Below are 24,666 nucleotides of genomic sequence, written 5' to 3'. Positions count from 1 at the left end.
ATTAAAACTAATCTTAAAAAGAATTATTTTCGCAATTATTATTTTTATTTAGAATGATTAAAAATTTATCTCTTACAATTGGTCTTCCTCTTTTGGGGATGTTAGGTGGAATTTCTGTGAATGCTCAGTGTAATGCAGTCAGCAGCTTTTCCGAGAATTTTGATGCGTACTCTTGTTGCAGTATGGGAGTGGTACCCACTTGTTGGGACAGTGTTCTGTTGAACGGAGCAAGCCAGATTATTTCCAGCACACAGCCGGCTTCGGGAACAAGCCAGATTTATCAAAACGGGTATGGACCCGGTAAAATTTCTATTGTAGTAATGCCTCCGGTATCGAATATCAATGCCGGTACACACAGGCTTAGAGTAAAAATGAAAGCAAACGGAGCGGGATATCTTGAATTCGGATATATTAAAGACGCATTGCCGGAAACTTTTGTTGTACTGCAATCGATTACAATTACCAATACTTCGTACGATGCAACTGCGGAAAGAATCTTCACGGTTCCTACAACGGTTCCGGACGGCAATACGTAATCCGGGAACCTCATTTGCCGGACATTATTGGGATGATGCAGTCTGGGAGCCGATTCCTAGTTTGGGAACCAGCGAAACTGATCTTCACGCAGGCATAAAAGTATATCCGAATCCTTTTAAAGATGTATTAAACATTTCGGAAACTAAAGATGTAAAAAAAGCTGTAATCAATGACGCCGTGGGAAGAATCATTAGAACAATTGAAAATCCTTCAGAAACTTTAGAGGTGAGTGATTTGCAGAAAGGAGTGTATTTTATCACCCTGCATTTCAAGAATGGAACGGAGAAATCTTTCAAGGCAATTAAAAACTAATTTTTTTAATTTTAAACTGAAAGGGCTGTCGGTAATTCGGCAGCCTTTTCTATTTTTTACACTGAGTTGTTGAGATCCTTCGACTGCTTCGGGCTCAGGATGAGCTTTACAAACGAAAAAGCCAACACAAAAAACTTGCATTGACTTTAATATATTTGATTGATTTAAATCTTATTTTCTCTGAGGAGGATAATTTTTCATAATTTCCGCCATGATTTCAGGAATCTGTCTTTGTTTGGCTTTTGGAGAGTCTACAGAAATTCCACTTCCAATTCCCTGCCATACAAGCTTATTTGATTTTGCATCTATAAGGTCTACAATTATAGCTCCTTCATTATAATTGCTGGTCCATGTTCTGCTCATCCCGATTCCCCATCCGAAAGGACCGCCCCATCCGTACATTCCGTAAGGTGAGTTGTTGGTGATATCAGTTACCTTTTTATGATTTGCTTTTACATTCACAATCAGATCAGGACTTTCTCCGGACTGAAGACCTTTGCTTTGAAGCTGTCTTGAAAGTTCATTCAGAACCCTGTCTTTATCAATATCATTCAGTTTCAGATCATCAATTCTGATTTTATAGGTTCTGTAGTTGGTAAAATTTGCTGTTTCAGCATAATCAGAACGTACCTGGAACGGGCTGCAAGAGGTCAAACCCAACGTAGCCGCAGCTAACAAAATAAAAATATATTGCTTCATTTTATTTATTTTTTTTATCGTTTTTAATGAATGTATCGGTCTTTTTATCATATCCGTATGGACAATGCCTACAGCCACTTTTACAGCAATATCCTCTTTTCAGATGAAATTTTTCCGTAAAAACCTTGTACCCCTGCTCGTTGTAGTAAAAGTCTTCACCTTCTTTGATGTCAAAATGAGCCATAAGTTAAATCTCTAAGTCAAAAAACTTTATATTTGTTATCATGATAATTGTATGCCAAAAGCCTTTAAAAAGATTAAAAATCAACGGCATTGCTCTTTTCCCTTTTATCTTCATTAGGAAACCCGAAGATAAGAAAAATAACGTACTCATCAATCACGAAAAAATCCATTTGAGACAGCAATTGGAAATGCTTGTTATTTTCTTTTATATCTTCTATGTCATAGAATATTATTACTGGTTTTTTAAACTAAAAAATGCCCATCTGGCTTACAAAAGAATCTCCTTTGAAAGGGAAGCTTACGCCAATGAATCCGATTTACTTTACCTCAGAAAAAGGAAATTCTGGAATTTCAGGAAATATTTGTAGGAATTAGGAATTAGGAATTAGGAATTAGGAATTAGGAATTAGGAATTAGGAATTAGGAATTAGTCTTTGATAAGACACAGCGAAATTCCCCTCCTCTGGAGGGGTGGCGAAAATTCGAAGAATTTTTGACGGAGTGGTTAAATAATACGGTTCCAGAAACAATCATAATAATATTCCTAAATCTGCATAAAAATGAAAGCTCTTTTTGTCATTCTGACGAAGGAAGAATCTCCGGCTTACTAATTATCTCTTCGTCAGAATGTCAAACTTTAATTCAGGAAAAATAAAAATCAGTATTTTTGTTAAATATCATTTAAGCTAAAAAATGCTGCAGCTTCCAACACAAAAAATCCCGATACAGGAAATCCCAATCAACAAAAAAGTAAAGCTTTTCATTAAAAGAGAAGACTTAATTCATCCTCAAATTTCAGGAAATAAATATTGGAAGCTTTTTTTTAACATTAACAATTATCTGGCTAAAAATCATGAAAGGCCTTATATTATCACCTTTGGAGGTGCCTTTTCGAATCATATATCAGCTGTTTCAGCCGTTGGAAATCTTGCGAAAATTCAAACATTGGGAATTATCAGAGGCGAAGAATTAAGAGATAAGTGGCGTGATAATCCCACCTTACTTTTTGCTAAAAGAAACGGAATGAACCTCCAGTTTGTTACCCGTGAAGAATACCGCCACAAAGAGAAATTAACCGAATTTTTGAAGAATGAATTCCCGAATGCACTTGTCATTCCGGAAGGTGGAACCAATGAAGATGCCGTAGGAGGCGTGAAAATGATGCTGAATAACGAAACAAAAGATTTTAACTATCTTTGCACCGCTGTCGGAACGGGTGGCACCGTGGCCGGGATTTCAAAATTTTGTGAAGATAATCAGAAAGTTATAGGCTTTAAAGTAGTTAATGATGATTCGCTTGAAAATAGAATCCGGGAATTAACCTTGAAGAATAATTGTAATCTAATAGATTCAGATTTTGGAGGTTACGGCAAAATAAAAGATGAGAATATCCGTTTTATCAATGATTTTAAAGAGAAATTCGGAGTTCCGCTGGAACCGATTTATACAGGAAAAATGATGCAGAAGGTTTTTGAACTGATAGATGAAGATTATTTTCCTGAAAACAGCAGAATTTTGTGCTTTCATACCGGCGGTTTACAAGGGATTGAGGGAGCCAATCTGCTTTTGGAAAAACAGAACAGAAATTTAATTATATAAAGTAAAAATTGGAAAACATGAAACACTTAAGTGTTCCATCTTTCATTTTAAAACAATAAAAATTATAAGATGAAAAGACTTTTCTTATTCGTAAGCCTTTTAGTTTTATCAAAATTCTCAGCTCAATCCTGGGCAACTGAAGATCAATACATCCAAAAATTTGCAAAATATGCAGTAGAGGAGATGGAAAAATACAAAATTCCGGCTTCTATCACCCTTGCACAGGGACTTTTGGAAACCGGTGGAGGACAAAGCCGCCTGGCGCAGGAAGGTAAAAACCACTTCGGGATAAAGTGTAAGGAAGACTGGACGGGGAAAACCATGAAGCATACCGATGACACTCCCAATGAGTGTTTCCGTGTGTATGACGATCCCAGACAATCTTACGAAGATCACTCCATATTTTTGTCAACGAGAAAATATTACGCAAATCTTTTCAATTTAGATATGAAAGATTATAAAGCATGGGCGCACGGATTGAAAAAAGCCGGTTATGCTACAAATCCCCGCTATGCTTCCATTCTCATCGGTAAAATTGAAAAATACAGGCTGTACGAATTTGATGATACCAATTCAAAAGAAGTGCTCTATGCAGTGCTGAAAATGTATCCGAATTTAAAAGATGACCGGACTTTCATGGCACAGCTGGAGCCTGAAAAATACACCAAAAAAATCAAAGATCCTGTAACGGTGACTGTCCCTTACAAGCAGACTTCTTACGCTCAACAGCAAAAAAGAGTGGAAAGAATTAAAACAAAAGCTGAAATTCTTAATTCAATTTTAATTAAAAGTCATCCAAACGAAGGATTAAAATATATTGTAATTCCTGAAGATACAAACCTGCAGTTCATCGCCAATAAATTCAAAATAAGCGAAAGCAGACTGATGAAATGGAACGAGCTGGAAAGCGACGTTCTTAAGAAAAACGACATCATCTTCCTCGAATCTAAAAATTCTGACGGAAATACCGCAACTTACAAAGCTGAAGCTGGCGAAGATATGCATGATATCGCTCAGAAATTCGGAATAAAATTAAATAAATTATACGCAAAAAACAGAATGGATGAAGGCCAGAAACCTTCCGCCGGACAATTGATTTATTTAATCGACAAAAAACCAAGAAACTAATTTTGTTGACAGTTTCATAGTTACTGGTTGCTTGTTCAGACTGGTAACTTGCGACTGCCAACCAACAACTACATATGAAATACCAAAGAAGTTCAGCTTTATTCGATGAAGCTTACAAATACATTCCGGGAGGGGTAAACTCACCGGTTCGTGCATTCAAATCAGTAGGAGGGGTGCCGGTTTTTATGAAATCTGCAAAAGGTGCATACCTTACGGATGCCGATGACAACACGTATATCGACTATATTAATTCCTGGGGGCCGGCTATTTTAGGCCATACTCATCCTGAAGTTTTAGAAGAATTAAAAATTCAGGCAGAGAAGGGATTTTCTTTCGGAGCTCCGACTGAGCTGGAAACAGAAATTGCAAAATTTATCACAGAAAATGTTCCGAATATAGATCAGGTGAGGATGGTTTCATCAGGAACAGAAGCCTGCATGAGCGCTATCCGACTGGCCAGAGGTTTTACGGGAAGAGATAAGTTTATAAAATTTGAGGGCTGCTATCATGGCCATTCAGATTCATTTTTAATTAAAGCAGGAAGTGGTGCTGCTACTTTCGGAAACCCGAATTCTCCGGGTGTAACGGCAGGAACGGCAAAAGATACATTATTGGCAAGATATAACGATTTTGAGCAGGTAGAAGATTTGTTCAGACATAATCAGGGCGAAATTGCTGCGGTAATCATAGAGCCTGTTGCCGGAAATATGGGCTGTGTCCTTCCGGAGAATGAATTCCTTCAAAAATTAAGAAAAATCTGTGATGAAAACGGAGCTTTATTGATTTTTGATGAGGTAATGACGGGTTTCAGACTGGCTTTTGGAGGAGCTCAGGAGCTTTTTAATGTAAAGGCGGATTTGGTGACTTATGGAAAAGTGATTGGCGGCGGGCTTCCGGTTGGTGCTTTTGCGGGCAGAAACGAAATCATGGATCACCTCGCTCCGAAAGGCGGTGTATATCAGGCAGGAACTTTGAGCGGAAATCCTCTGGCGATGAGAGCGGGATTAAAAACTTTACAAATCATTAAAAATGATCCCGGATTTTTCAGCAGATTAGAGAAAACAACAGAAACTTTGGATTTTGAAATCGGAAAAATTTTAAATGAAAAAGGAATTGAACATAAAATCAATAGGAAAGGTTCTATGATGTCTGTGTTTTTCCATATTAACAGGGTTTCTAATTTTGATGAAGCTCAGGAAGCCAATCATGCATTATTCAATAATTTTTTCCATCAATTGCTTCAGAATGGTGTTTATCTTCCGCCAAGCGGATACGAAACGTATTTCATCAGTGATGCAATTAAGGATAAAGAAATTGATATGACGCTTGAAGCGGTGAGAAAATTTGAATATTCTTAATGAATTTTAAACACGAATTACACTAATTTTTTACACAAATAGAACAAAATTGAAGCTCTGATGCATTCAGTTTCATCACAGGGAATAAGTACTTTATTTTAGTGAAATTTGTGCAAAATTAGTGTAATTCATTTTTAAATATTACTGTAATCCGGACCATCCAGTGGCCCAAACCGGAGTTTGAATGCCGTTTCCGGCGCCCGTAGCATCAGTTTTTATGGTAAAAGTGGTGTCTATGATAGCAACATTTGTACCTGCTGTAGATTTTAAAATTACTTTATCAGTTACATTCGCATCAAAGAAAGCATCTTTAATTTTTTTCTTTCCGTTAAAATGAGTGACAGATGAATCACTTTCAATAGCAATACCGGTTGCCCAGTCTGAAACAACTAAATTTTCAAGTGTAGCCTTCGTTCCCGACTGCAATCTGATTCCGTATGAATCTCCGGAAGTTCCTCCCAAAACAGTAACGTTTTTAATGCTGGGGTTGGATCTTGGAGAAGCATCAAAACTGGTTGTATTATTGGCTCCTTTTATTCCGATATTTCCTGTGCCATCGGTTTTTCTTTTTGTAAAAATATTAGTAGCGGTTCCCACCCAGCCGTCGGTGTAGCTGAAAGCATCGTCCGCATTCCCGATAGAAACGATATTGGAAAGTATCACTGTACCCCCGACAATCTCAATCCCGTCATCTGAACCGTTTAATAATGCAATATTTTCGACTTTAGTTCCGTTTCCGATTCCATAAAGTGAAAGCCCGTTAAACTTTTTTCCGGCAGCAAAATCTGCTCCTGCATGTTGTATTTTTACGAAAGTCAATGACCCTGAATTATCGGTTATATCTGTGCCTCCATAAGTGGAATTTCCTATTTCAGATATACCTGTGGAACCGGTATTAATAGGAGCTTTTCCACAGATTACAATTCCGCCCCAGCTTCCTGGAGTTGCTGCTGATGAGGTGAAGAGAACCGGAGAGGCAGAAGTTCCGTTAGCGTATAACTGCCCGCCCTGTTCCACCAAAATGTATGAAGCCGGTCCGGCTGTCGCTACAATTCTTGTTCCGGCCGGAATTACTAATTTTCCTCCGTTTTTTATAATTACGGTACCTGTAAGTACGTAAATTCTTGTGGGATTAAGGGTTACGACCTGCCCGTTTGTAATATCACCTTTAAAATTATTGGGATCCTGCGCTATACCTACAACGGCTATTGTTGCCACAGGATCATCATCTTTACTGCACGAATAAATGGCAAATGAAGAGCCTGTCATTAAAGCTGCAATGATTAATTTCAAGTGATTTTTTTTCATAAAACATTATTAATTGAGAAGACCAAATTAGTATTTTTCTGTTACATTTCCTTATTAAACAAACAAAATAAATGATCTTGAAATCTATTTATGCAAAAATCCCCGGAACATTATGACCGGGGAAAGTTTATGTATGTTAAAAAATTATCTGTAAATTTTTACTCTTTGAGTCGAATTATTTACTCTAAAGAAATAATTTCCTGGAGCAAGCTGTTTTTTTACTTCGGGATATTCTTTATCATTGGCTAAAGCAGAAACTGTTTTAACATGTTTTCCGTTTTCATCTAATACTTCTACAGTTATCAAACCTTCAATTTCTCCCGATGAAGAAGTTTTAAGATTTGTTCCTGCAGGATAAGCTGTTGTAACAATACCTTGGTAATTATCAGATTTTGTAGTTTCGTTTATAGAGTTTAGACGATCGATATGAAATGCTGCGCCATAAGTGATTGCACCACTGCTGAAATTGTATACATTGGTAAAGAATTCCACACTTTTTAAGGTTTCAGTTGTGCTAAAGCTTACCTTCTTGTTGATTGGAGTTCCTGGTGAGGTATTCGGGTAAATTCCCCAGTATGCATCATATTGCATTAGATCTACATTAACATCATTTAATGCTACAGCACCTTCTTTTCTTACAAATACTTTAAAATTATAATTCTTTGTGGACTGTACAAATTTTGCATTTTGATACTGGCTGGCATTATAAGAATCAAAAATTATCTTGTTATTGTTTGCAGGTTCTGTAATGATGAATCCATCTACTTTAAGATTAGGTGTAATTGGTTTTGGAGGACTGTAAGTAAGGGTTTTTGTTAAAAATATAGGTGTTCCTGAAACCTCGTAAGCCTTAATTATCATGATATACTGATCGGCAGTTTCATATGCCCAGTCATTTTGATTGTTTGTGAAGCTTGTAAAAATATATCCAGGAGGGTAGACGATAGGCTGGTAATCACTATCATCTTCTTTAATTCCGTATGCGATTAGGTTTGACGATGATACTGAATTCCTGTAAAGCTTTGTCTCTACTTTAAAAAATGTACCTTCAAAATTGAACGAATAGTTTATTTGTTTTGCAGGTTTATTTAAGGTGACTTTGAGATTTGATGCATTCAAATTGGGCATTGCATAGGATAATGTAATTGTATGATAGTTTGGGTTACCTGTAACCTCCCATGCTTTAATTACCAAATAGTAGTTACTTGCTGGTGTATATGCGGAGCTTGTAGTATTAGGTGACCATGTAGAGAAAAGATATCCCGGAGGATATACAATCGGCTGATAGTCACTATCATCTTCCCTTGTATTGTGAGCAATAATATTTTCAGGTAAGACTGAATCTTTGTATACAGTGGTTTCCACTTTAAAATAGGTTCCTTCAAAATTAAAGGAATACTGAATTTGACTGTTTTCTTTGTCCAAAGCCACTTTAAAATTAGAGGCATTAAGCTGTGCTTTGAAATTTGAAAAGATTACTGCTAGAAACAGCAGTAGAAAAGTTGGTCTCATATTTTGAATATTAATAAATTGTTTTCGGTGGTTGTTATTTATAACACAAAAAAAGTAATTCTTTATATTGTGATATTTATAACTGTAAAGAAATATAAAATCTAAAGTTTTCGTGTTAATAAAAAAATAAGTAATTATTAAATTTGAATAGGCTTTGAATTATTTTTATACAATAAAACGGCATCGGAAAATACTTTCCGATGCCGTCCTTAATTTGATATGAAGAAACTAATTATTTATTGTAAACCAGCTAAAAGATTAACTCCGTCTACTGTAGCCCATGCTCCAGGAGTTAATGATACTTTTGTAACACTTGCTGTATTAGTGAAAGTCTTAACAGCTGCCGGTGTGTATGCATACCCCCAAACACCAGGATTATCAGAATTTACGTAATTAATAGGATCAACTTTTATTTTGTTTGTAGCTACCTGATTCGTTTCAGTAGTTTGTTCCTGAATAAGTACGGAATAAGCTTTTTGAGTTCCGATGTTTTTATATCCGCTGATATAAACATTTGAGAAAATTCCTGTCCCCTGCTTTTTAAACTGAATTGCAGAAATCTCCGGAGAGTTAGCAGTTTCAGGATTTGTATTAGTATCTCTTATTAGTGTGATGTTTGAGATTTTTGGTGCTACATTATCAATATTACTTGATGCTTCAATCTCCATTCCGAAGTTACCAACACTTGTTTGGAAAGCATACCAGTTTGTATTATTTTGTCCGCTCCAGGCATCCTGCCAGTCAAATGAATCATCATAGTTTCCGTAAGAAACAATATTTTTAGCGCTTACTGTACCACCGAAGAATTCATAACCATCATCAGTACCTTTGTAGGATACTAAATTTTCCAGAGTAGTTCCAGCTCCTACAGCGTAGAAAGTCATAGAGTTAGTTTCTGAGGTACCGTCACCGATTTTCTTACCAGCGTATTCTACTCTTACGAATTTCATTGTTCCGGAATTAGAATTTGCATCACTTCCTCCGTAGTAAACGTTATTTCCATCTTCAGAAAGAGCCTGAGCGTTTCCGTTAAGAGCCTTTATTGGAGCGCTTCCATAAAGAGTGATACCACCCCAGTCTCCAGGAGTTTTTGTAGTAGTAGTAAATACAATTGGCTCTGAAGCTGTACCCACAGCATTGATTTTACCGTCCTGAAGTACCACTAAGCTGCTGTTTGTAGAAGTATCAACAGTAAAAGTAGCACCTGCCTCAATAGTAAGAGTAGCATTTCCTGTGATTTTTACAATACCTTTAAGTGTATAGTTACCTTTTTTTATCAAAAGGTCTTTTGTAATAGTTCCTGATAATGTTCCGCTTCCGTTTAATACGCTTTCTGTAGTTCCCGGAGTTGTTACTGTACCTTCACCTAAACCATCATTTACTTCAATAGAGCATGAGTTTAGAGCTAATGTTAACGCAAATGTTAACGATACTAATGGTAAAAATCTTCTTTTCATTTTATTGGGATATTTATTTTTTACTATATTTTAATTTTTAAAAAGTATAACCTACAGTAAGGTTAAAATTGATGCCTCGGAAATAGTCGGTATATGTATTATTTCCGTTTGTCTGAACGTCATAATAGCTTTCATCTCCAAGTAGGATTTTATATCTGTTGTTTAAAATATTCTGAACACCAGCTTTCACATTCCAGTTTTTGGTAATTTGCTCTTGATAAACAAAATCTAGCTGGTGAAAAGGCTTTTCATAGAAGTTATCAGAACCTGAAGTTCCTACAGCATATATCTTTGAACCTGAAACATTATAAACTAATGATAAAGTTCTGCTTAAGTTATTTTTTGTTTTTGTTTCGTATTTTAAATCTGCGTTAATGGTATAAGGAGAAGCTCCCTGAAGACCTCTTTTTTTAAGACCACCTTTATAATAATTAGGATTTGGCTGCTCAAGTTTAAGCTGATCATCGCTTCTTTCAACATCTGTATACATGAAAGTGGCATTAGCTCCTAACGTAAATTTATTTAACGATTCAGAAATTCTGCCCAGGCTTAAGATTCCTTCAAGCTCAATTCCTGCAAGGTCTGCTTTCTTTGCATTATAGAAAGTAACAGTAACCCCGTTTGCATCACCGGAAGAAACGAATGATCTTTCAATAGCATTATTAATTCTCTTTGCAAATAAGTTTACGGAGAACATTTCCTTACTGGTAGGGAAATATTCCCATTTCAGATCGAAATTGTAGTTATCACTTAGCTGAATATCAGGATTACCTTTAATAGTCTCATTATCAGGATTGATATATGAAATCTCCATAGTTTCGATCAATACAGGACGTGTAACAGTCTTGCTGAAAGAGAATCTTAAATTATTTTTAGAATTAAGAGCTTTTTTAACGGCAAGTGACGGTAAAAATAAGTTTCTCTCTTTCTCTAAATTTGTTTTTTGTGCTGCACCCTGCTTAGAAAAACGGATCAGCGTCATATCATTTTCATATCTTCCTCCAATTAATACATCCCATGTTTCTGTAGGCTTATAATTAAAGTTAATATATCCGGCGTTTACAAACTGATACATGCTTGTATAGAAAAGTGACGGGTCTGTTTCTTCCTGGAAGAAGAATAAATTGTTTGCCAGGTCTGAATTAAATTTTTCCTGCGGCGAGTTTTTATCGATCAGGAAGCTTTGTCCTGCAGTCCCGTTTGGTTTACCGAAAAGAAAACGGTAAGACGTTTTTCTCATGTCGGCAAATCCGTTGTACCCTACTGACAATTGCATCGGATAATCTTTTTTATCACCTTTTTCTCCTAAGAAAACCGAATATTCTCCATAAGCAGAACCATAGAATCTTGAGTTCACATCAAGATACTGACGGATAATATTATTTCCTCCATAGGCCAATAATAGTTGGTTGTCAGGTAATACATTTCCGTTTAGATCCTGTCGGCTTCCTTCAAGGATTTTTCTGTCAGGTTGCTCATAATTATTAATTACATAGCTTCCGCCGGCTTTTAGTAAATGTCTTTCACCTAATTTTTGAGATCCTGTTAGTTGAATATCAAGGAATCTAGATAAATCCTGCTGATTGGTTCTGAAAAAACCAATATCTTTATTTTGTACCTGATTATTCTTATATCCGTAGTAATCTTCAATAATGTTGTTCACGTTTTGAAGGAACATCGCATTCAGATTAAGCACAGTTCCTTTATTTTTATATCCAAAACCTAATAAAGCAGAAGATTCCAGCTCGTAATTATATTGTTTTCTCTGAAGGTCATTATTTAAATTAATAACACCTCCAAAATCTTTAAACTGATTTTTTGAACCCTCTCTGAAGGAATATTCAGAACTTTGGTTTAATGAGAATAAGATTCCTAAACTTCCAGTTTCACCTGCTTTTACTTTTTGTACAGTGGTGAAGCCTATGCTTGTATTAGGCAAAGATTTAATTTCGTCCACATTCCAGTTGTCTTTAAACTGGGATAGAGATTCATTTGCTGAAAATCTGTAGTTATTTGGTCTTGAGTTTTCAATTGCTGAAGGTAATTGCTTATCCTCAGAATTCAAACCTAAATATCCGTTGAATCCGCTTGCTCCTTCAGAAACTTTGAACCCTTTTCTGAAAGTACTCAAAGTGTTTACTCCAATCCCGAATTCAATTTTTGTAAAAGGCTTATCGATCGTTAATGTTTCAATGTCAAAAGTAGCTCCCGCGAAATCCCCGTAAAGATTAGAATTGAATGTTTTGTAAATATTCAGCTTACCGACAACATCAGTTGGAAATTGTTTTAAAGCAATTATTTTTTGGAATGGGTTATTAGAAGGAGATCCAAGACCATTAATTAATAAATAATTATATCTTTCCTCAAGACCCCTCACAAATAGACCTCTGCCTTCTACTGTTGTGATACCTGTTACTTTAGTAAGACCTTGTTCTACGTTTGAAATACCTTTTCTGGAAATTTCTTCTGCACTTACAGCCTGTTTTTGGATGATGGCTTTTTTCTGTTCTCCCAGTACGGCAGTTTCCGTTTTCTTGTTTGTGCTTCCCTGGAGTACAACGCCTTCAATTTTTTTCTCCTTATTTGCGGTGTCTTTTTTCACTTCTTGAGCATAAAACACAGACCCGGATAAAAATAAGACTGCAACGCTAAGTTTATAAATTTTCATTATTTTACTTACTTTATTACTATATTCTTTCGGTGCAAAGGAAGGAAAGATTGATGGTGTAAATGGTTTAGCGAAATTTAAATTTTCCTTAACTAAATATTAATAAAAGAATATATTTGTTAACTTTATGTGAACGATGCCCGTTTTGTTAAACTGTGATTAAAATATTATTAACTTTGACACGTAAAACTTGAAAATGAACCAAAAGAAAATCCTCTTAATAGACGACGAACTGGATATTTTAGAGATTCTGTCTTACAATCTGGAAAAGGAAGGTTACGACATCTACACAGCCACAAACGGTAATGAAGGTATCGACAAAGCCAAGGAAATTATCCCTGATCTTATCTTATTAGATGTAATGATGCCCGAAAAAGACGGTATCGAAACTTGTCAGGAACTGCGCAAGGTAAAAGAACTTCAGAAAACATTAATCGTTTTCCTTTCTGCAAGAAGCGAAGAGTTCTCACAATTGGCAGGTTTCCAGGCTGGTGCAAACGACTACATCGTGAAGCTCATCAAACCGAAAATCCTTATTTCTAAAGTAAATGCCTTATTACAGCTTACTTCTCAGGTTTCGGATAATGCAAAGCTTATAGAAATCGGTGATCTGGTAATTGATAAAGACAACTTCAGAGTTTCCAAAAGCGGACAGCAGTTTTTACTTCCGAAAAAAGAATTCGATCTTCTTTATTTATTAGCATCAAATACCGAAAAAGTATTCAAAAGAGAAGAAATTCTTGAAAAAGTATGGGGTAATGATGTAATCGTAGGAGAAAGAACCATCGACGTCCATATCAGAAGATTAAGAGAAAAACTGGGAATCAATACGATTCAGACTTTAAAAGGAATTGGGTATAAACTTATTGTTTAATACTCAATTTCAATTTCTTACCTTTACATAAACCAATAAAACGTTGTAAAATTGAAATTTTACAGACTTACCCTCGTCGCCTCTTGTCTTCTGACATTGGTGATGTTTCTATTAGTAATCATTTTTGATTCACTAAAGGATCTATATTACAATACTCCTTTCTTTAAACTGGGCCTTTTCATCTGCCTTGTGCTTATTTTTATCATTAATTATATCGTACTGGAGCTGCTTTTCAACTATTATGGCAAAAAGCAGGTTCGCGGGCTTTCCCAGCTTTTACCGCAGGAAATTGTTCATAATGACAATGAAAATATCACTATTAAAGAATTAGGAGAAAGATTTTCCGACCTCAATCAGCAGAAAGTTACAGAACTTGACATGATGAAGGAAATGGAAAGCTATCGTAAAGAGTACATCGGAAATGTTTCCCATGAGCTAAAAACGCCTTTATTTTCCATTCAGGGTTATGTGGAGACGCTGCGTGACGGTGGTGTGGACAATCTTACCATCCGGGACAAATATCTGGAAAGAATTGATAAATCGGTCGAAAGACTGATCGCCATTGTTACAGACCTGGATATGATCAACAGGCTGGAAGCAGGCGAAATTAATCTTACCGTATCAAGGTTTGATGTTAATTTATTAATTAAAGAAATATTCGACCTTCTTGATCTGGAAGCCGAAAAGCACAACGCTACGCTGCAGATTCAGACCCTGCAGCCGCAGATTTTTGTGGAAGCGGATAAGCAGAAGATTTCGCAGGTTTTTATTAATTTAATTTCGAACGCTATTCATTACGCCAACCGCCAGGAAGCGAAAGTAGTGGTAAAAACAAGTATTCTTAAAAATAAAGTTTTAATAGAAGTTATAGACAACGGGATGGGAATAAAATCAGAAAGTCTGCCGAGGATTTTCGAAAGATTCTACCGTGTGGAAACCAGTCGCAGCAGGAGGGAAGGAGGCTCCGGGCTGGGTCTGGCCATTGTAAAGCACATTCTGGAGGCACACAACGAAAATATTACCGTTGAAAGTGTGTATCTTGAAGGTACAAAATTTAGTTTTATGCTTGAAAAAAGTAAATAATTTCTGCAAAATGTATGAAAAAAAAATATTTTAAAAAATCCTGAAATATTTTTTTGTCACATCTCATTTATTTTATATTTGCAACAGAGATTTATCATAATAAAAAAGGCAAAAAGTAATTTAAAAACTGATGGTTTACAAAATCCGCGTAATATTAGATGCGAAAGAAGATATTTTTCGAGATATCGAAGTTAAAGGAAAACAGACGCTATGGAACTTACATTTAGGCATTAAAAGTGCATTCAGCTTGCAGGGAGATGAGCTATCCACTTTTAATCTGCTGGAAGAAGATGGAACGATAGTAAAAAGTGTTCCATTGGAAGATATGAGCGACGACGGAGATGGCGAAATTATGTCGGATGTGTACATTGATGAGGCTTTCGAGAACATCGGAGACAAAGCTCAGTTCCAGTACGGGCTTCTTGACCTTTGGGAATTTTTCTGTGAATTGGTAGAAATTATCGATGAAACAAAAGGTGTAAATTACCCTATCACAGTATACAGATTTGGAAACGTTCCTTTAAAAGCACCTAGCAAAAACGGAACAGGAGGATCCAAAAAGAAATCTGCAATGCCGTTAATGGATGACGATTTCAGCTTTGATGACGATTTTGTTACTACTACCACTTTTGTGGATGAGGATGAGGACAATTTTGATGATGATGAAGAAGAAGACTACAATGATGATGTTTTCGATGATGAAGATGACAGCGATGACGAAAGATAATTAGAATTAACGTATTAAAATATACAGCCCTGAACATTGTTCAGGGCTTTTTTTCTGGAAATTTCATTTAAAAATAACTTCTGCTAAACCTTCAAGATTTTTAAAACCTTGAAGGTTTGATAATATCCAATTACATAAAAATTCACTTTGCAAAGCAAAAATTCACCATTCACCATTCACTTTTATAGATCACATTTCCTATTTTTGTTGAAAATGAATTAATGAGAAAATTAATTTTATTAGCTGTAATTGGTCTGGGAATTGTTTCCTGTACCACTCAAACCGTAAAAAAAAACATGACAGATTTACCTAAAGACTGGAAGCACACCACCAATATCTACGAAGTAAACTTAAGACAATATACAAAAGAAGGAACCTTCAGAGCATTTGAAAAAGAAATGCCGAGACTGAAATCTATGGGAGTGAAAACCCTTTGGTTTATGCCCATCACCCCAATTGCCCAGCTTAATAAAAAAGGCAGCATGGGAAGCCAGTACGCAGCCGCAGATTATACTTCCATTAATCCTGAATTCGGGACGCTGGATGATTTTAAGCATATGGTGAACGAAGCTCACAGGTTGGGCTTTAAAGTGATTATAGACTGGGTAGCCAATCATACTGGATGGGATCATGTCTGGACAAAAACACATCCGGAATTTTATCTGAAAGATGAAGACGGAAGCTTTCACCGCGCTTCCGGGATGGACGATATCATCGAGCTGGATTACAAAAACCAGGAAATGCGTACAGCAATGATTGATGCCATGAAATATTGGGTGAAAGAAACCAACATTGATGGTTTCAGATGTGATCTTGCCTCTTGGGTAGAAGTTGATTTCTGGGAACAGGCCCGTCCTGAAGTTGAAAAAATAAAGCCTCTTTTCTGGATAGGAGAATATGATGAACTGGAAAATCCGGATTACGGAAAAGTTTTCGATGCCAGCTATTCATGGAAATGGATGCATAAATCCGCAGATTATTATAAGAAAAACGAACCGCTTCAGGAGCTTAAAGATTTGCTAATCAAATACTCGGCGATAGGAGATAAGTCAATGAGAGCCTGGTTTACAACCAACCATGACGAAAATTCATGGAACGGAACCGAATATGAAAAATATGGTGTTATTACAAAACCAATGGCTGTATTTTCAGCCACCTGGAACGGTATTCCACTGCTTTATTCCGGGCAGGAGCTTCCGAATATGAAACGTTTGGAATTCTTTGAAAAAGATGTGATCAAATGGACAAATACCTATCAGAATGCAGATTTTTATAAGACTTTATTAAATTTAAAATCAACAAATCCGGCTTTACGAGGGGGAGATCAGAATGTAACGACTTATTTTCTTAATACAACAGCCAATGACAAGATTTTAGCTTATGTAAGAAAAAACGGGAATGATGAGGTGCTGGTTGTCTTAAATATGTCAAAAGAACCGGTAAATTTTGCCATTGAAGATGAACATTTATCCGGAACATTCATCAATGTTTTTGATAAAATGAAAAGAGATTTCAGTGATGATAAAAGCTTTGATTTTAAGGTCTCAGATTTTGCTGTTTTTGAAAAATGAAATTCCCAACCATTAAAGTTTTGGCTAAAATTATAAAAAAGCGGACTATTACGGTCCGCTTTTATAGTTAAAATGACTGTAATTTGACGTTATCTATTACCCAAAGCTCCGAAGAAGCATTATTTCTCACACCAATTCTCAATTTCAACTGGCTGGAATTAGGAATTCCCGTTACCGACATTTTTGTGATCGCCTGAGCACCCGTTAATGTAATTCCCGATCCGGTATTTGTATTGGATGAAGTCACTGTAATTCCGGATGCAGAATAGCTGTTCGTTCCCGTTCCGGAACCTGTAAAAGCCCATCTTACATTAGTCGCGGTGGAAGAATTTCCTCCGGTAAGCGTAAGTTTTGTGTTGTAATTAGCCCCGCCGTCTGTGCTTATATCAATGCTTACAATATCCGTGTTTTCCATTCCGTTTGCTGTACTTCCTATTGAAAATGCAGCCACATCAAAACTGAAAGTGATATTATTTGTATAAGCCGAAGCATCAATGGTATTGAATTCTACATAAGAAATTGTAGCAGAAGAGTTTGAGTTTGAGTATCCAAAACCTCTTGTTCCCTCAGAAAATAAAGCTACAGAAGCCGGTGCATCAGAGTTTGTTGTAGATCCGGAAGTAAAATTGAAACTTGTAGGTGCAAAGCCTGAAGTTGTATAGTTCACAGAATCACTTGTTTCAAATCCTTGGGTAAAGACTACTCCCGTCTGCTGGCTGCCGCCTCCTGAACTTTCAAAGCCCAGATCTACCCATTTAGTACCATTCCATCCCAGGAATTTTTTTTGTTCTTTATTGTAGACGATCAGTCCCTCGCTTGCCGTAGCGGTTAAACTGTTTACAGCAGCTGTGGTAAGTCTTGGAACCAAAACTCCTTTAGAATCCGAAGAAACTTCCAGTACAGAAGAAGCATGTGGATTCTCAATATTAATCCCTACCTGTGAAAAAAATAGTCGTTGATGTAGAAACCAACGAGATAATGAATAATTTTTTTGTCATTGTTTTTTTAAAATTGTTGGCAAATATAGGAATTGTTGTTATTGCGAATTTTGGGATTAATAAAATTTATTTAATTTAAATAATAAAATACTTCATTTAGTGTTGAAATATTTAATTATAATTGAAGTTTGTACACTTGATTTAAAAATAATATTAAACTTATTTTTTTTGAAATTTTTTAATTAACTTAAAAATAGTATACATTTGAAATTATATGTCAAATGAAATTTGTCGTTATGGATAAATCAAAAATATTAGAAATTGTCAAAAATAAAATCACGGAAAAAATACAAAGTTTTGAACACCTCATTGCCGAAACTAGGGCTTCCAACAATGATACAAAAAGCTCAATGGGCGACAAATATGAAACCGGCCGCGAAATGCTTCAGCAGGAAATCAATAATCTTCAAAGACAATTGAACGAAACCCTGAATCAGCAGTCTTTAATCCAAAAAATTACCGCCGAACCTTCTTCTAAAGTACAAAATGGAGCTTTGGTGAGAACAGATAAAGGTCTCTTTTACATTGCAGCATCCATTGGGGAAATTGTTTTTGATAATAAGAAAATCATGACCGTATCCGCAGAATCTCCTCTGGTAAAAGCAATGGCCGGGCTTAATTCCGGGCAAAAATTTTCTATTAATAATATGAATCAGACCATTGAAGAAATCTGGTAACATTAGAATTAAGATATTGAAAGCATCCATGAAAATGAATGCTTTTTTTATGATGTATGATAACAGGAAATTCCTTTGTTTTTTCTAAATTTGACCCATCAATTCATTTTCAAAATGCAGAATTACTTAGACCTTTTACAGCATATTTTAGACAACGGAACGGATAAAACAGACAGAACCGGAACGGGAACAAGGAGTGTTTTCGGGTATCAGCTGAGATATGACCTGTCAAAAGGTTTTCCTTTGGTGACAACAAAAAAGGTGCATTTGAAATCTATTATTTACGAATTGCTTTGGTTCCTGAAAGGAGATACGAATATTAAATATCTTAAAGACAACGGCGTTTCAATCTGGGACGAATGGGCAGATGAAAACGGAGATTTGGGACCAGTTTACGGCGCACAGTGGAGAAGTTGGACCGGTGCAGATGGAAAAGTAGTTGATCAAATTACTGAAGTTATCGATCAAATTAAAAAAAATCCCGATTCCCGAAGACTTATTGTTTCCGCTTGGAACGTTGCAGAAATTCCTAATATGGCTTTGGCGCCTTGTCATGCGCTATTCCAGTTTTATGTGGCAGATGGAAAACTGTCTCTTCAATTGTATCAGAGAAGTGCAGATGTTTTCCTGGGAGTGCCTTTCAATATTGCAAGTTATGCGTTGTTATTGATGATGGTTGCCCAGGTTTGTGATCTTGAAGTGGGGGATTATGTTCACAGTTTTGGTGATGTTCATATTTATAATAATCATTTTGAGCAGGTAAATAAGCAATTAGCAAGAGACCCAAGACCGCTTCCGACAATGAAATTAAATCCTGAAATTAAAGACATTTTCGGTTTTGATTTTGAAGATTTTACATTGGAGAATTATGATCCGCATCCGGGAATTAAAGCACCTGTTGCGATATAACTTTTTAGTAATTAAAGTACAAGTTTTTATATTCACTTATTTGTCATTCCGTAGGAATCTAAACTAAGTTTTGAATATTGCTGTCGAGATTCCTGCGGAATGACAAACTTTGAAAATAATTTTAATCAAATAAAATTAAAATAAAGTATAAAGTGAAGTTTACAAACTTCACTTTTTTTGTAACATTTAACCTAATTTTTCTACCTATCCGTCATGAAATCACTTAAAATTACCATTGAAAAAAATACCGATGCCGATAAGCTGAAAGAAATACTTCTTCAGATAAAAGGAGTGGATTCCGTAGACATCATCGACGAAGAAAATCCTGAAAGCGAACTGAAAAAAGCTTTTAACAAAACCAAAGAACAGTTTAAGAAAGGAGATTACGAAACGGTTGTAAATGATATTTTCGACATTTTAACAAAAAATAATTCTAAAAAATAATGAACAAAGCCATTTTATCGATTGCTCTTTTGGCTGGAATTTTCTTTTCCACCAATGCAGCGGCACAAACCGAAACTTCGGGAAGAGAAAAGGTGTACAGAGCCACTCACACGAAAGTAACGGAACTGAAACATACCAAGCTTAAAGTAAATTTCGACTATCAGAAGGAACAAATGAATGGGGAAGAATGGCTTACAGCCGCTCCTTTTTTCTATCCGACAAACGAATTGACGCTCGATGCAAAAGGAATGTTGATTCATGAAGTAGCTTTGGATATCAATGGCAAAAAATCTCCTTTAAAATATGATTACAAGGATGATGTCTTAAAAATCACCTTAGATAAAACGTATCAGAAAAATCAGGATTATACTGTTTATATCAAGTATACCTCCCGTCCGAACGAAGTAAAACAGGAAGGAAGCGCGGCCATTAATGATGCAAAAGGTCTGTATTTCATCAATGCTCAAGGACAGGATCCTGATAAGCCGACACAGATCTGGACACAAGGCGAAACAGAATCTTCTTCTGCATGGTTCCCGACCATTGACAAACCAAACCAGAAAACAACCCAGGAAATCTATATGACGGTTCCAGATAAGTATGTAACGCTTTCTAATGGTATTCTGAAAGATTCTAAAAAAGAAGCGAACGGTTTGAGAACAGACCATTGGGTAATGGATAAAAGGCATGCAACTTACCTTTTCTTCATGGGAGTGGGTGAGTATGCAATTGTAAAGGATAAATGGAGAAATATTCCTGTAGATTACTATATCGAGAAAGAATATGAACCATACGCAAAGCAGATCTACGGAAATACACCGGAAATGATGGAGTTTTTCTCTAAAAAAATGGGCTATGATTACCCTTGGGCAAAATATGCCCAGATTTCAGGGAGGGATTACGTAAGTGGAGCCATGGAAAACACCACGGCAACGCTTCACGGAAGTGATATTCTTCAAAAACCCGGGCAGCTGATCGATGAAAATACCTGGGAAGATACTATTGCCCACGAATTATTTCACCATTGGTTTGGAGATCTGGTGACGGCGGAAAGCTGGAGTAATTTGACGGTAAACGAATCCTTCGCAAACTATTCCGAATATCTTTGGAACGAGTACAAATACGGAAAAGACCAGGCAGATTACCATCAGATGCAGGATGTAAACATGTATATTCATAACCCTTCTGATTTCAAAAAAAATCTGGTAAGGTTCAATTATGATTCACGTGAAGATGTTTTTGATCTGGTAACGTATCAGAAAGGAGGCGGAATTCTTCACATGCTTAGAAATTACCTTGGCGACGATGCTTTCTTTGCAGGGATGAATGATTATTTAAAATCAAATGAATATCAAAATGCGGAAGCACACCAGCTAAGGCTGTCTTTTGAAAAAGTTTCTGGAAAAGACCTGAACTGGTTCTTTAATCAGTGGTATTTCGGAAGCGGAAATCCGAAAATCAATTATTCTTACACTTTTGAGCCTGTTAAAAAGCAAATTGCGGTTACCATCAATCAGACTCAGGATCAGCCGTTTGAATTTCCTTTGGCTATTGACGTTTATGACAACGGGAAGCCGAAAAGATATAATGTCTGGGTAAATGCGGAAGCAAAAAATACATTTAATTTTGATGTTTCTAAAAATGCAGATTTAGTTAATATCAATGCAGACGGGGTTTTATTAGCTGATATTACAGATACTAAGACACCGGAGCAGTATTTAATGCAGTTCATGAATTCCAGGGAGTTCAAAAGCAAATACAATGCTTTAAACGGAATTAAAGATCAGGTAGGAAAAAGTCCTGCGGCCACAAAATTATTAGCTGCCGCGATCAAGGATCCATTTTTCAGAACAAGGATAAAAGCTTTGCAGCTCATGGATTTATCGAATCCGGAGCAATTAAAAGCTTTGGGTTCTGATGTAGAAAAGCTGGCGGCAAATGATCCTAAAACACTGGTTCAGGCAGCAGCAATCTCTGCACTGGCAAAAACCAAGGACAAAAAATACATGCCAGTTTTTGAAAAAGGCCTGAATGCTGTTTCAAATTCAGTAAAAGGAAATTCTGTAGGTGCAATAATCGAAATTGATCCTTCAAGAGCCAATGCTTTGGCAGATAAAATAGATTTGGAAGGTGCTCCGGATAATTTGATGGATAAGCTTTTACCGATTATCGTTAAAAATAAAGTAACTTCACAGATGTCAAATATTGCACAGGTTGCGGCATTTTATCCTTTCATCAAATTCCAGAATCCTGAATTAGGAAAAGTGGCAGAAGAAGGATACAACTGGATTATGACTTCCGATAACCTGAAGGCGACAGAAAGTATTACAAAAATGCTGGGCCATGCAAAAGGGCAGATAGCAGAAAATCCGCAGGCTAAAATGATGATAACCCAGATATTGAAAGAGGGTCTCAATAAAAAAATGGAACTTTTGAAACAAAACCCTCAAAGCGCTGCAAGCATTAATAAACAAATTGATGTAATTAATAAAGCTATTGAAGATTTTAAATAATTAACAAAATAAATTATTAAAAAATATGATAACCGTTACTTTTTGTAGCGGTTATTTTATTGATGATATTCTTTTATTATTTACCAGATTGCTATTGAATGAGAAAATAGCCAGGGATATTCTACGTTAATTGATAATGTGACGATCAGCAATGAGGTTTTAAGTACAAATGATGTTGTAAGCCCTTCAAAATCATCAGTAAAATATTACCCTAATCCGGTAAAAAACACATTGAATTATGTCAGTAAAGGAAAGGTTGATGAAATTAATATTTTCGATTCGAATGGAAGAAAAGTTCAGACTAAGAAAGTAAATTCGGAACAGGGGAGTATCGATATTTCCGGATTGAATAATGGAATCTACATTATTTCAGGAAAAACAGACAGCGGAACCGGTACTTTTAAAATGATCAAGAATTAAAATATAATAGATTTATAAGTTTGATTAATAATTTACAATAAGGCACCTTTTTTTAGGGTGTCTTTTTCTTCAAAATAGAATTGATTCAAAAGATTATAAAAATTTGGTAAAAATCATATATGATTAAACGTTTACATTTTTTAAATTCGTATTAAAATTGAAAATTATGACTTTTGGAATTGAGGCAGTAAGCTATTATGTACCTTCTTTATATTTGGAAATTAAGGATTTAGCAGAAAAAAGAGGAATTGAACCCGCCAAACTGGAAAAAGGGCTTGGGCTTCATAAAATGGGCTTCCCTGATGTTCATGAAGATGCTGCAACTTTCGCTGCGGAAGCGTTGTTGAAACTTATCAGAGATTACAATATCAACCCAAAAGAAATTTCAAGAATTTATCTGGGAACAGAAAGTGCTTTAGATGCTGCAAAACCAACGGCTTCATACGCTATGCAGATGGTTGAAAAGGTACTGGAAGCAGAATTTGGAGAAAGATGTTTTAAAAATTGCGATGTTGTAGACATGACATTTGCATGCATCGGAGCTGTAGATGCACTTCACAATTCTTTGGATTTTGTAAGGGTAAATCCGGATAAAAAAGCGGTTGTTATTGCAAGCGATTATGCAAAATACGAGCTGGCTTCTTCAGGAGAATATACGCAGGGAGGCGGTGCTGTAGCTGTTTTAGTTTCCTCGAAACCCGATTTAATAGAAATTGAAAATAATTGGGGCGTGGCAACAGAAAGTGTTTTCGATTTTTTCAAACCAAGACGTCATTTTAAAAAAGAAGATCTGACTAACGCTTCTGAGAATTTTCCGGATAAAATTGAAATTTTCACAGATGAACCGGTCTTTGATGGGCAGTATTCCAATCAGTGTTATCAGGACAGGATAAGGGAAGCTTATAATCATTATAAGGAAATTACAGGAAAAAATAAACCTTATAAAACCTGGAAGTATCTTATTTTTCATCTTCCGTATGCTTTTCACGGAAAAAGGGTTTTCACGGAAATTTATAGTTTAGAAAATGGTCTTTCTTATCAGACTCCTGATGAGCAGAAGGCTGTTGCAAAATCCGAAGATTATATTAGGTTTATCAATGATAAAATTGAAAAATCACAAAGAGCTTCATCAGAAATCGGAAATATGTACACGGCATCTATTTTTATGGCCTTGCTTTCAGCATTACAAATTTCTTTTGATGAAAAGGAAGAGCTGGAAGGTAAGGAAATTGGTTTTTTAGGATACGGAAGCGGTTCAAAATCAAAAGTTTTTGCCGGAAAAGTTTCAGCGGGGTGGAAAAATGTTGTAGAAAAATGGAATTTATTTGAAAATCTTAAAAACAGGATAGCCATAGATTTTGAAGCCTACGAAAAGCTTCACAGAAAACAGCTAAGTAATTCTGTTAATGAAAATTACAAAGGGTTTGGACTGAAGTCTGTTGAGCTGGAAAAGCCATTTTTAAAAGGAGCCAGATATTATGATTATCAGATATAAGATTAAGATTTACTAGTATAAAGCTTTGAGAAATCAAAGCTTTTTTTGTTAATATTATTCAATAGCAATTATGTGAATAATTCAAATTAATTGTGAATTAATTTTATTTTTGAAAATTTTTATGTAAACTAAAAATTTTATAATTAATTGTTAATTGTTTTAAACTTTTAACATGATATGATGATTTTTTTTAC

The 24,666-nt window shown here is 35.7% G+C and carries 23 protein-coding genes; 16 read left to right on the top strand and 7 right to left on the bottom strand.

Annotated features, from left to right (window positions below):
* Nucleotides 1-53: 53 nt before the first annotated feature.
* Together H560_RS0108880 and H560_RS0108875 are read left to right on the top strand one after the other, a co-directional pair.
* Nucleotides 54-536: a hypothetical protein gene (locus H560_RS0108880; protein ID WP_027379720.1), complete on the top strand. Its 483-nt coding sequence runs from the start codon at nt 54-56 to the stop codon at nt 534-536.
* On the top strand, nt 478-849 hold the full coding sequence (locus tag H560_RS0108875) for a T9SS type A sorting domain-containing protein (protein WP_081413951.1): 372 nt from the start codon (nt 478-480) through the stop codon (nt 847-849). The genes H560_RS0108880 and H560_RS0108875 overlap by 59 nt, the downstream gene beginning before the upstream one ends.
* A gap of 171 nt (nt 850-1,020) precedes the next feature.
* On the opposite strand, the gene H560_RS0108870 is transcribed toward H560_RS0108875, so the two are convergent.
* Together H560_RS0108870 and H560_RS0108865 are read right to left on the bottom strand one after the other, a co-directional pair.
* Nucleotides 1,021-1,548, bottom strand: coding sequence for a DUF4136 domain-containing protein (locus tag H560_RS0108870; protein ID WP_027379718.1), 528 nt, complete (start codon nt 1,546-1,548; stop codon nt 1,021-1,023).
* Between the two features lies 1 nt (nt 1,549).
* Nucleotides 1,550-1,732 (bottom strand): DUF5522 domain-containing protein, encoded by a 183-nt coding sequence (locus H560_RS0108865; protein ID WP_027379717.1) that lies wholly within the window; start codon nt 1,730-1,732, stop codon nt 1,550-1,552.
* Between the two features lie 40 nt (nt 1,733-1,772).
* On the opposite strand from H560_RS0108865, the gene H560_RS0108860 reads away from it, so the two are divergent.
* From H560_RS0108860 to hemL, 4 genes are all read left to right on the top strand, one after another.
* The gene (locus H560_RS0108860) at nt 1,773-2,099 is read left to right on the top strand and encodes a hypothetical protein (protein WP_027379716.1); all 327 of its coding nucleotides are present in this window, start codon (nt 1,773-1,775) and stop codon (nt 2,097-2,099) included.
* Between the two features lie 325 nt (nt 2,100-2,424).
* Nucleotides 2,425-3,330, top strand: coding sequence for a 1-aminocyclopropane-1-carboxylate deaminase/D-cysteine desulfhydrase (locus H560_RS0108855; protein WP_027379715.1), 906 nt, complete (start codon nt 2,425-2,427; stop codon nt 3,328-3,330).
* A gap of 69 nt (nt 3,331-3,399) precedes the next feature.
* Nucleotides 3,400-4,458 (top strand): glucosaminidase domain-containing protein, encoded by a 1,059-nt coding sequence (locus H560_RS0108850; RefSeq protein ID WP_027379714.1) that lies wholly within the window; start codon nt 3,400-3,402, stop codon nt 4,456-4,458.
* Between the two features lie 74 nt (nt 4,459-4,532).
* Nucleotides 4,533-5,816 carry a glutamate-1-semialdehyde 2,1-aminomutase gene (hemL, locus tag H560_RS0108845; protein WP_027379713.1) on the top strand — a complete coding sequence of 428 codons (1,284 nt, stop codon included), beginning with the start codon at nt 4,533-4,535 and terminating at the stop codon, nt 5,814-5,816.
* A gap of 141 nt (nt 5,817-5,957) precedes the next feature.
* Here hemL and H560_RS0108840 read toward each other — a convergent pair whose 3' ends face one another.
* From H560_RS0108840 to H560_RS0108825, 4 genes are all read right to left on the bottom strand, one after another.
* Nucleotides 5,958-7,124: a hypothetical protein gene (locus H560_RS0108840; protein ID WP_027379712.1), complete on the bottom strand. Its 1,167-nt coding sequence runs from the start codon at nt 7,122-7,124 to the stop codon at nt 5,958-5,960.
* A 144-nt stretch (nt 7,125-7,268) separates the two neighbouring features.
* Complete coding sequence (locus H560_RS0108835) at nt 7,269-8,636, bottom strand: hypothetical protein (RefSeq protein ID WP_027379711.1); 1,368 nt, start codon at nt 8,634-8,636, stop codon at nt 7,269-7,271.
* A 236-nt stretch (nt 8,637-8,872) separates the two neighbouring features.
* The gene (locus H560_RS0108830) at nt 8,873-10,093 is read right to left on the bottom strand and encodes a hypothetical protein (protein ID WP_027379710.1); all 1,221 of its coding nucleotides are present in this window, start codon (nt 10,091-10,093) and stop codon (nt 8,873-8,875) included.
* A 37-nt stretch (nt 10,094-10,130) separates the two neighbouring features.
* A complete protein-coding gene (locus H560_RS0108825) occupies nt 10,131-12,761 on the bottom strand; it encodes a TonB-dependent receptor plug domain-containing protein (protein WP_027379709.1) in 2,631 nt (876 codons plus the stop codon).
* A gap of 196 nt (nt 12,762-12,957) precedes the next feature.
* Between H560_RS0108825 and H560_RS0108820 the strand changes: the two genes are divergently transcribed.
* The 4 genes from H560_RS0108820 (at nt 12,958) to H560_RS0108805 (ending at nt 17,016) form a co-directional block, all read left to right on the top strand.
* A complete protein-coding gene (locus H560_RS0108820; RefSeq protein ID WP_027379708.1) occupies nt 12,958-13,635 on the top strand; it encodes a response regulator transcription factor in 678 nt (225 codons plus the stop codon).
* A 51-nt stretch (nt 13,636-13,686) separates the two neighbouring features.
* On the top strand, nt 13,687-14,718 hold the full coding sequence (locus H560_RS0108815; protein WP_027379707.1) for a sensor histidine kinase: 1,032 nt from the start codon (nt 13,687-13,689) through the stop codon (nt 14,716-14,718).
* A 130-nt stretch (nt 14,719-14,848) separates the two neighbouring features.
* Nucleotides 14,849-15,445 (top strand): IS1096 element passenger TnpR family protein, encoded by a 597-nt coding sequence (locus H560_RS0108810; RefSeq protein ID WP_027379706.1) that lies wholly within the window; start codon nt 14,849-14,851, stop codon nt 15,443-15,445.
* A gap of 221 nt (nt 15,446-15,666) precedes the next feature.
* On the top strand, nt 15,667-17,016 hold the full coding sequence (locus H560_RS0108805; protein WP_027379705.1) for an alpha-amylase family glycosyl hydrolase: 1,350 nt from the start codon (nt 15,667-15,669) through the stop codon (nt 17,014-17,016).
* 67 nt (nt 17,017-17,083) lie between these two features.
* Here H560_RS0108805 and H560_RS0108800 read toward each other — a convergent pair whose 3' ends face one another.
* Complete coding sequence (locus H560_RS0108800) at nt 17,084-17,884, bottom strand: hypothetical protein (protein ID WP_027379704.1); 801 nt, start codon at nt 17,882-17,884, stop codon at nt 17,084-17,086.
* Nucleotides 17,885-18,250: 366 nt separating this feature from the next.
* Between H560_RS0108800 and H560_RS0108795 the strand changes: the two genes are divergently transcribed.
* The 6 genes from H560_RS0108795 to H560_RS0108770 all read left to right on the top strand — a co-directional run bounded on the left by H560_RS0108795 (nt 18,251) and on the right by H560_RS0108770 (nt 24,472).
* The gene (locus H560_RS0108795; protein WP_027379703.1) at nt 18,251-18,691 is read left to right on the top strand and encodes a hypothetical protein; all 441 of its coding nucleotides are present in this window, start codon (nt 18,251-18,253) and stop codon (nt 18,689-18,691) included.
* 114 nt (nt 18,692-18,805) lie between these two features.
* Nucleotides 18,806-19,600: a thymidylate synthase gene (locus H560_RS0108790; protein WP_027379702.1), complete on the top strand. Its 795-nt coding sequence runs from the start codon at nt 18,806-18,808 to the stop codon at nt 19,598-19,600.
* A 213-nt stretch (nt 19,601-19,813) separates the two neighbouring features.
* Nucleotides 19,814-20,044, top strand: a complete 231-nt coding sequence (locus tag H560_RS0108785; RefSeq protein WP_027379701.1) for a hypothetical protein — start codon at nt 19,814-19,816, stop codon at nt 20,042-20,044.
* The gene (locus tag H560_RS0108780) at nt 20,044-22,557 is read left to right on the top strand and encodes a M1 family metallopeptidase (RefSeq protein ID WP_027379700.1); all 2,514 of its coding nucleotides are present in this window, start codon (nt 20,044-20,046) and stop codon (nt 22,555-22,557) included. Before H560_RS0108785 ends, H560_RS0108780 begins: the two co-directional genes overlap by 1 nt.
* Nucleotides 22,558-22,695: 138 nt before the next feature.
* Nucleotides 22,696-22,977, top strand: coding sequence for a T9SS type A sorting domain-containing protein (locus tag H560_RS0108775; protein WP_027379699.1), 282 nt, complete (start codon nt 22,696-22,698; stop codon nt 22,975-22,977).
* Between the two features lie 166 nt (nt 22,978-23,143).
* Nucleotides 23,144-24,472: a hydroxymethylglutaryl-CoA synthase family protein gene (locus tag H560_RS0108770; RefSeq protein WP_027379698.1), complete on the top strand. Its 1,329-nt coding sequence runs from the start codon at nt 23,144-23,146 to the stop codon at nt 24,470-24,472.
* The last annotated feature ends 194 nt before the right edge of the window (nt 24,473-24,666 follow it).

This window comes from Chryseobacterium daeguense DSM 19388 (genome assembly GCF_000430825.1).
Lineage (GTDB): Bacteria > Bacteroidota > Bacteroidia > Flavobacteriales > Weeksellaceae > Chryseobacterium > Chryseobacterium daeguense.
The sequence above is the reverse complement of the archived record's forward strand: the minus strand, read 5'-3'. Positions and strand labels throughout refer to the sequence as shown.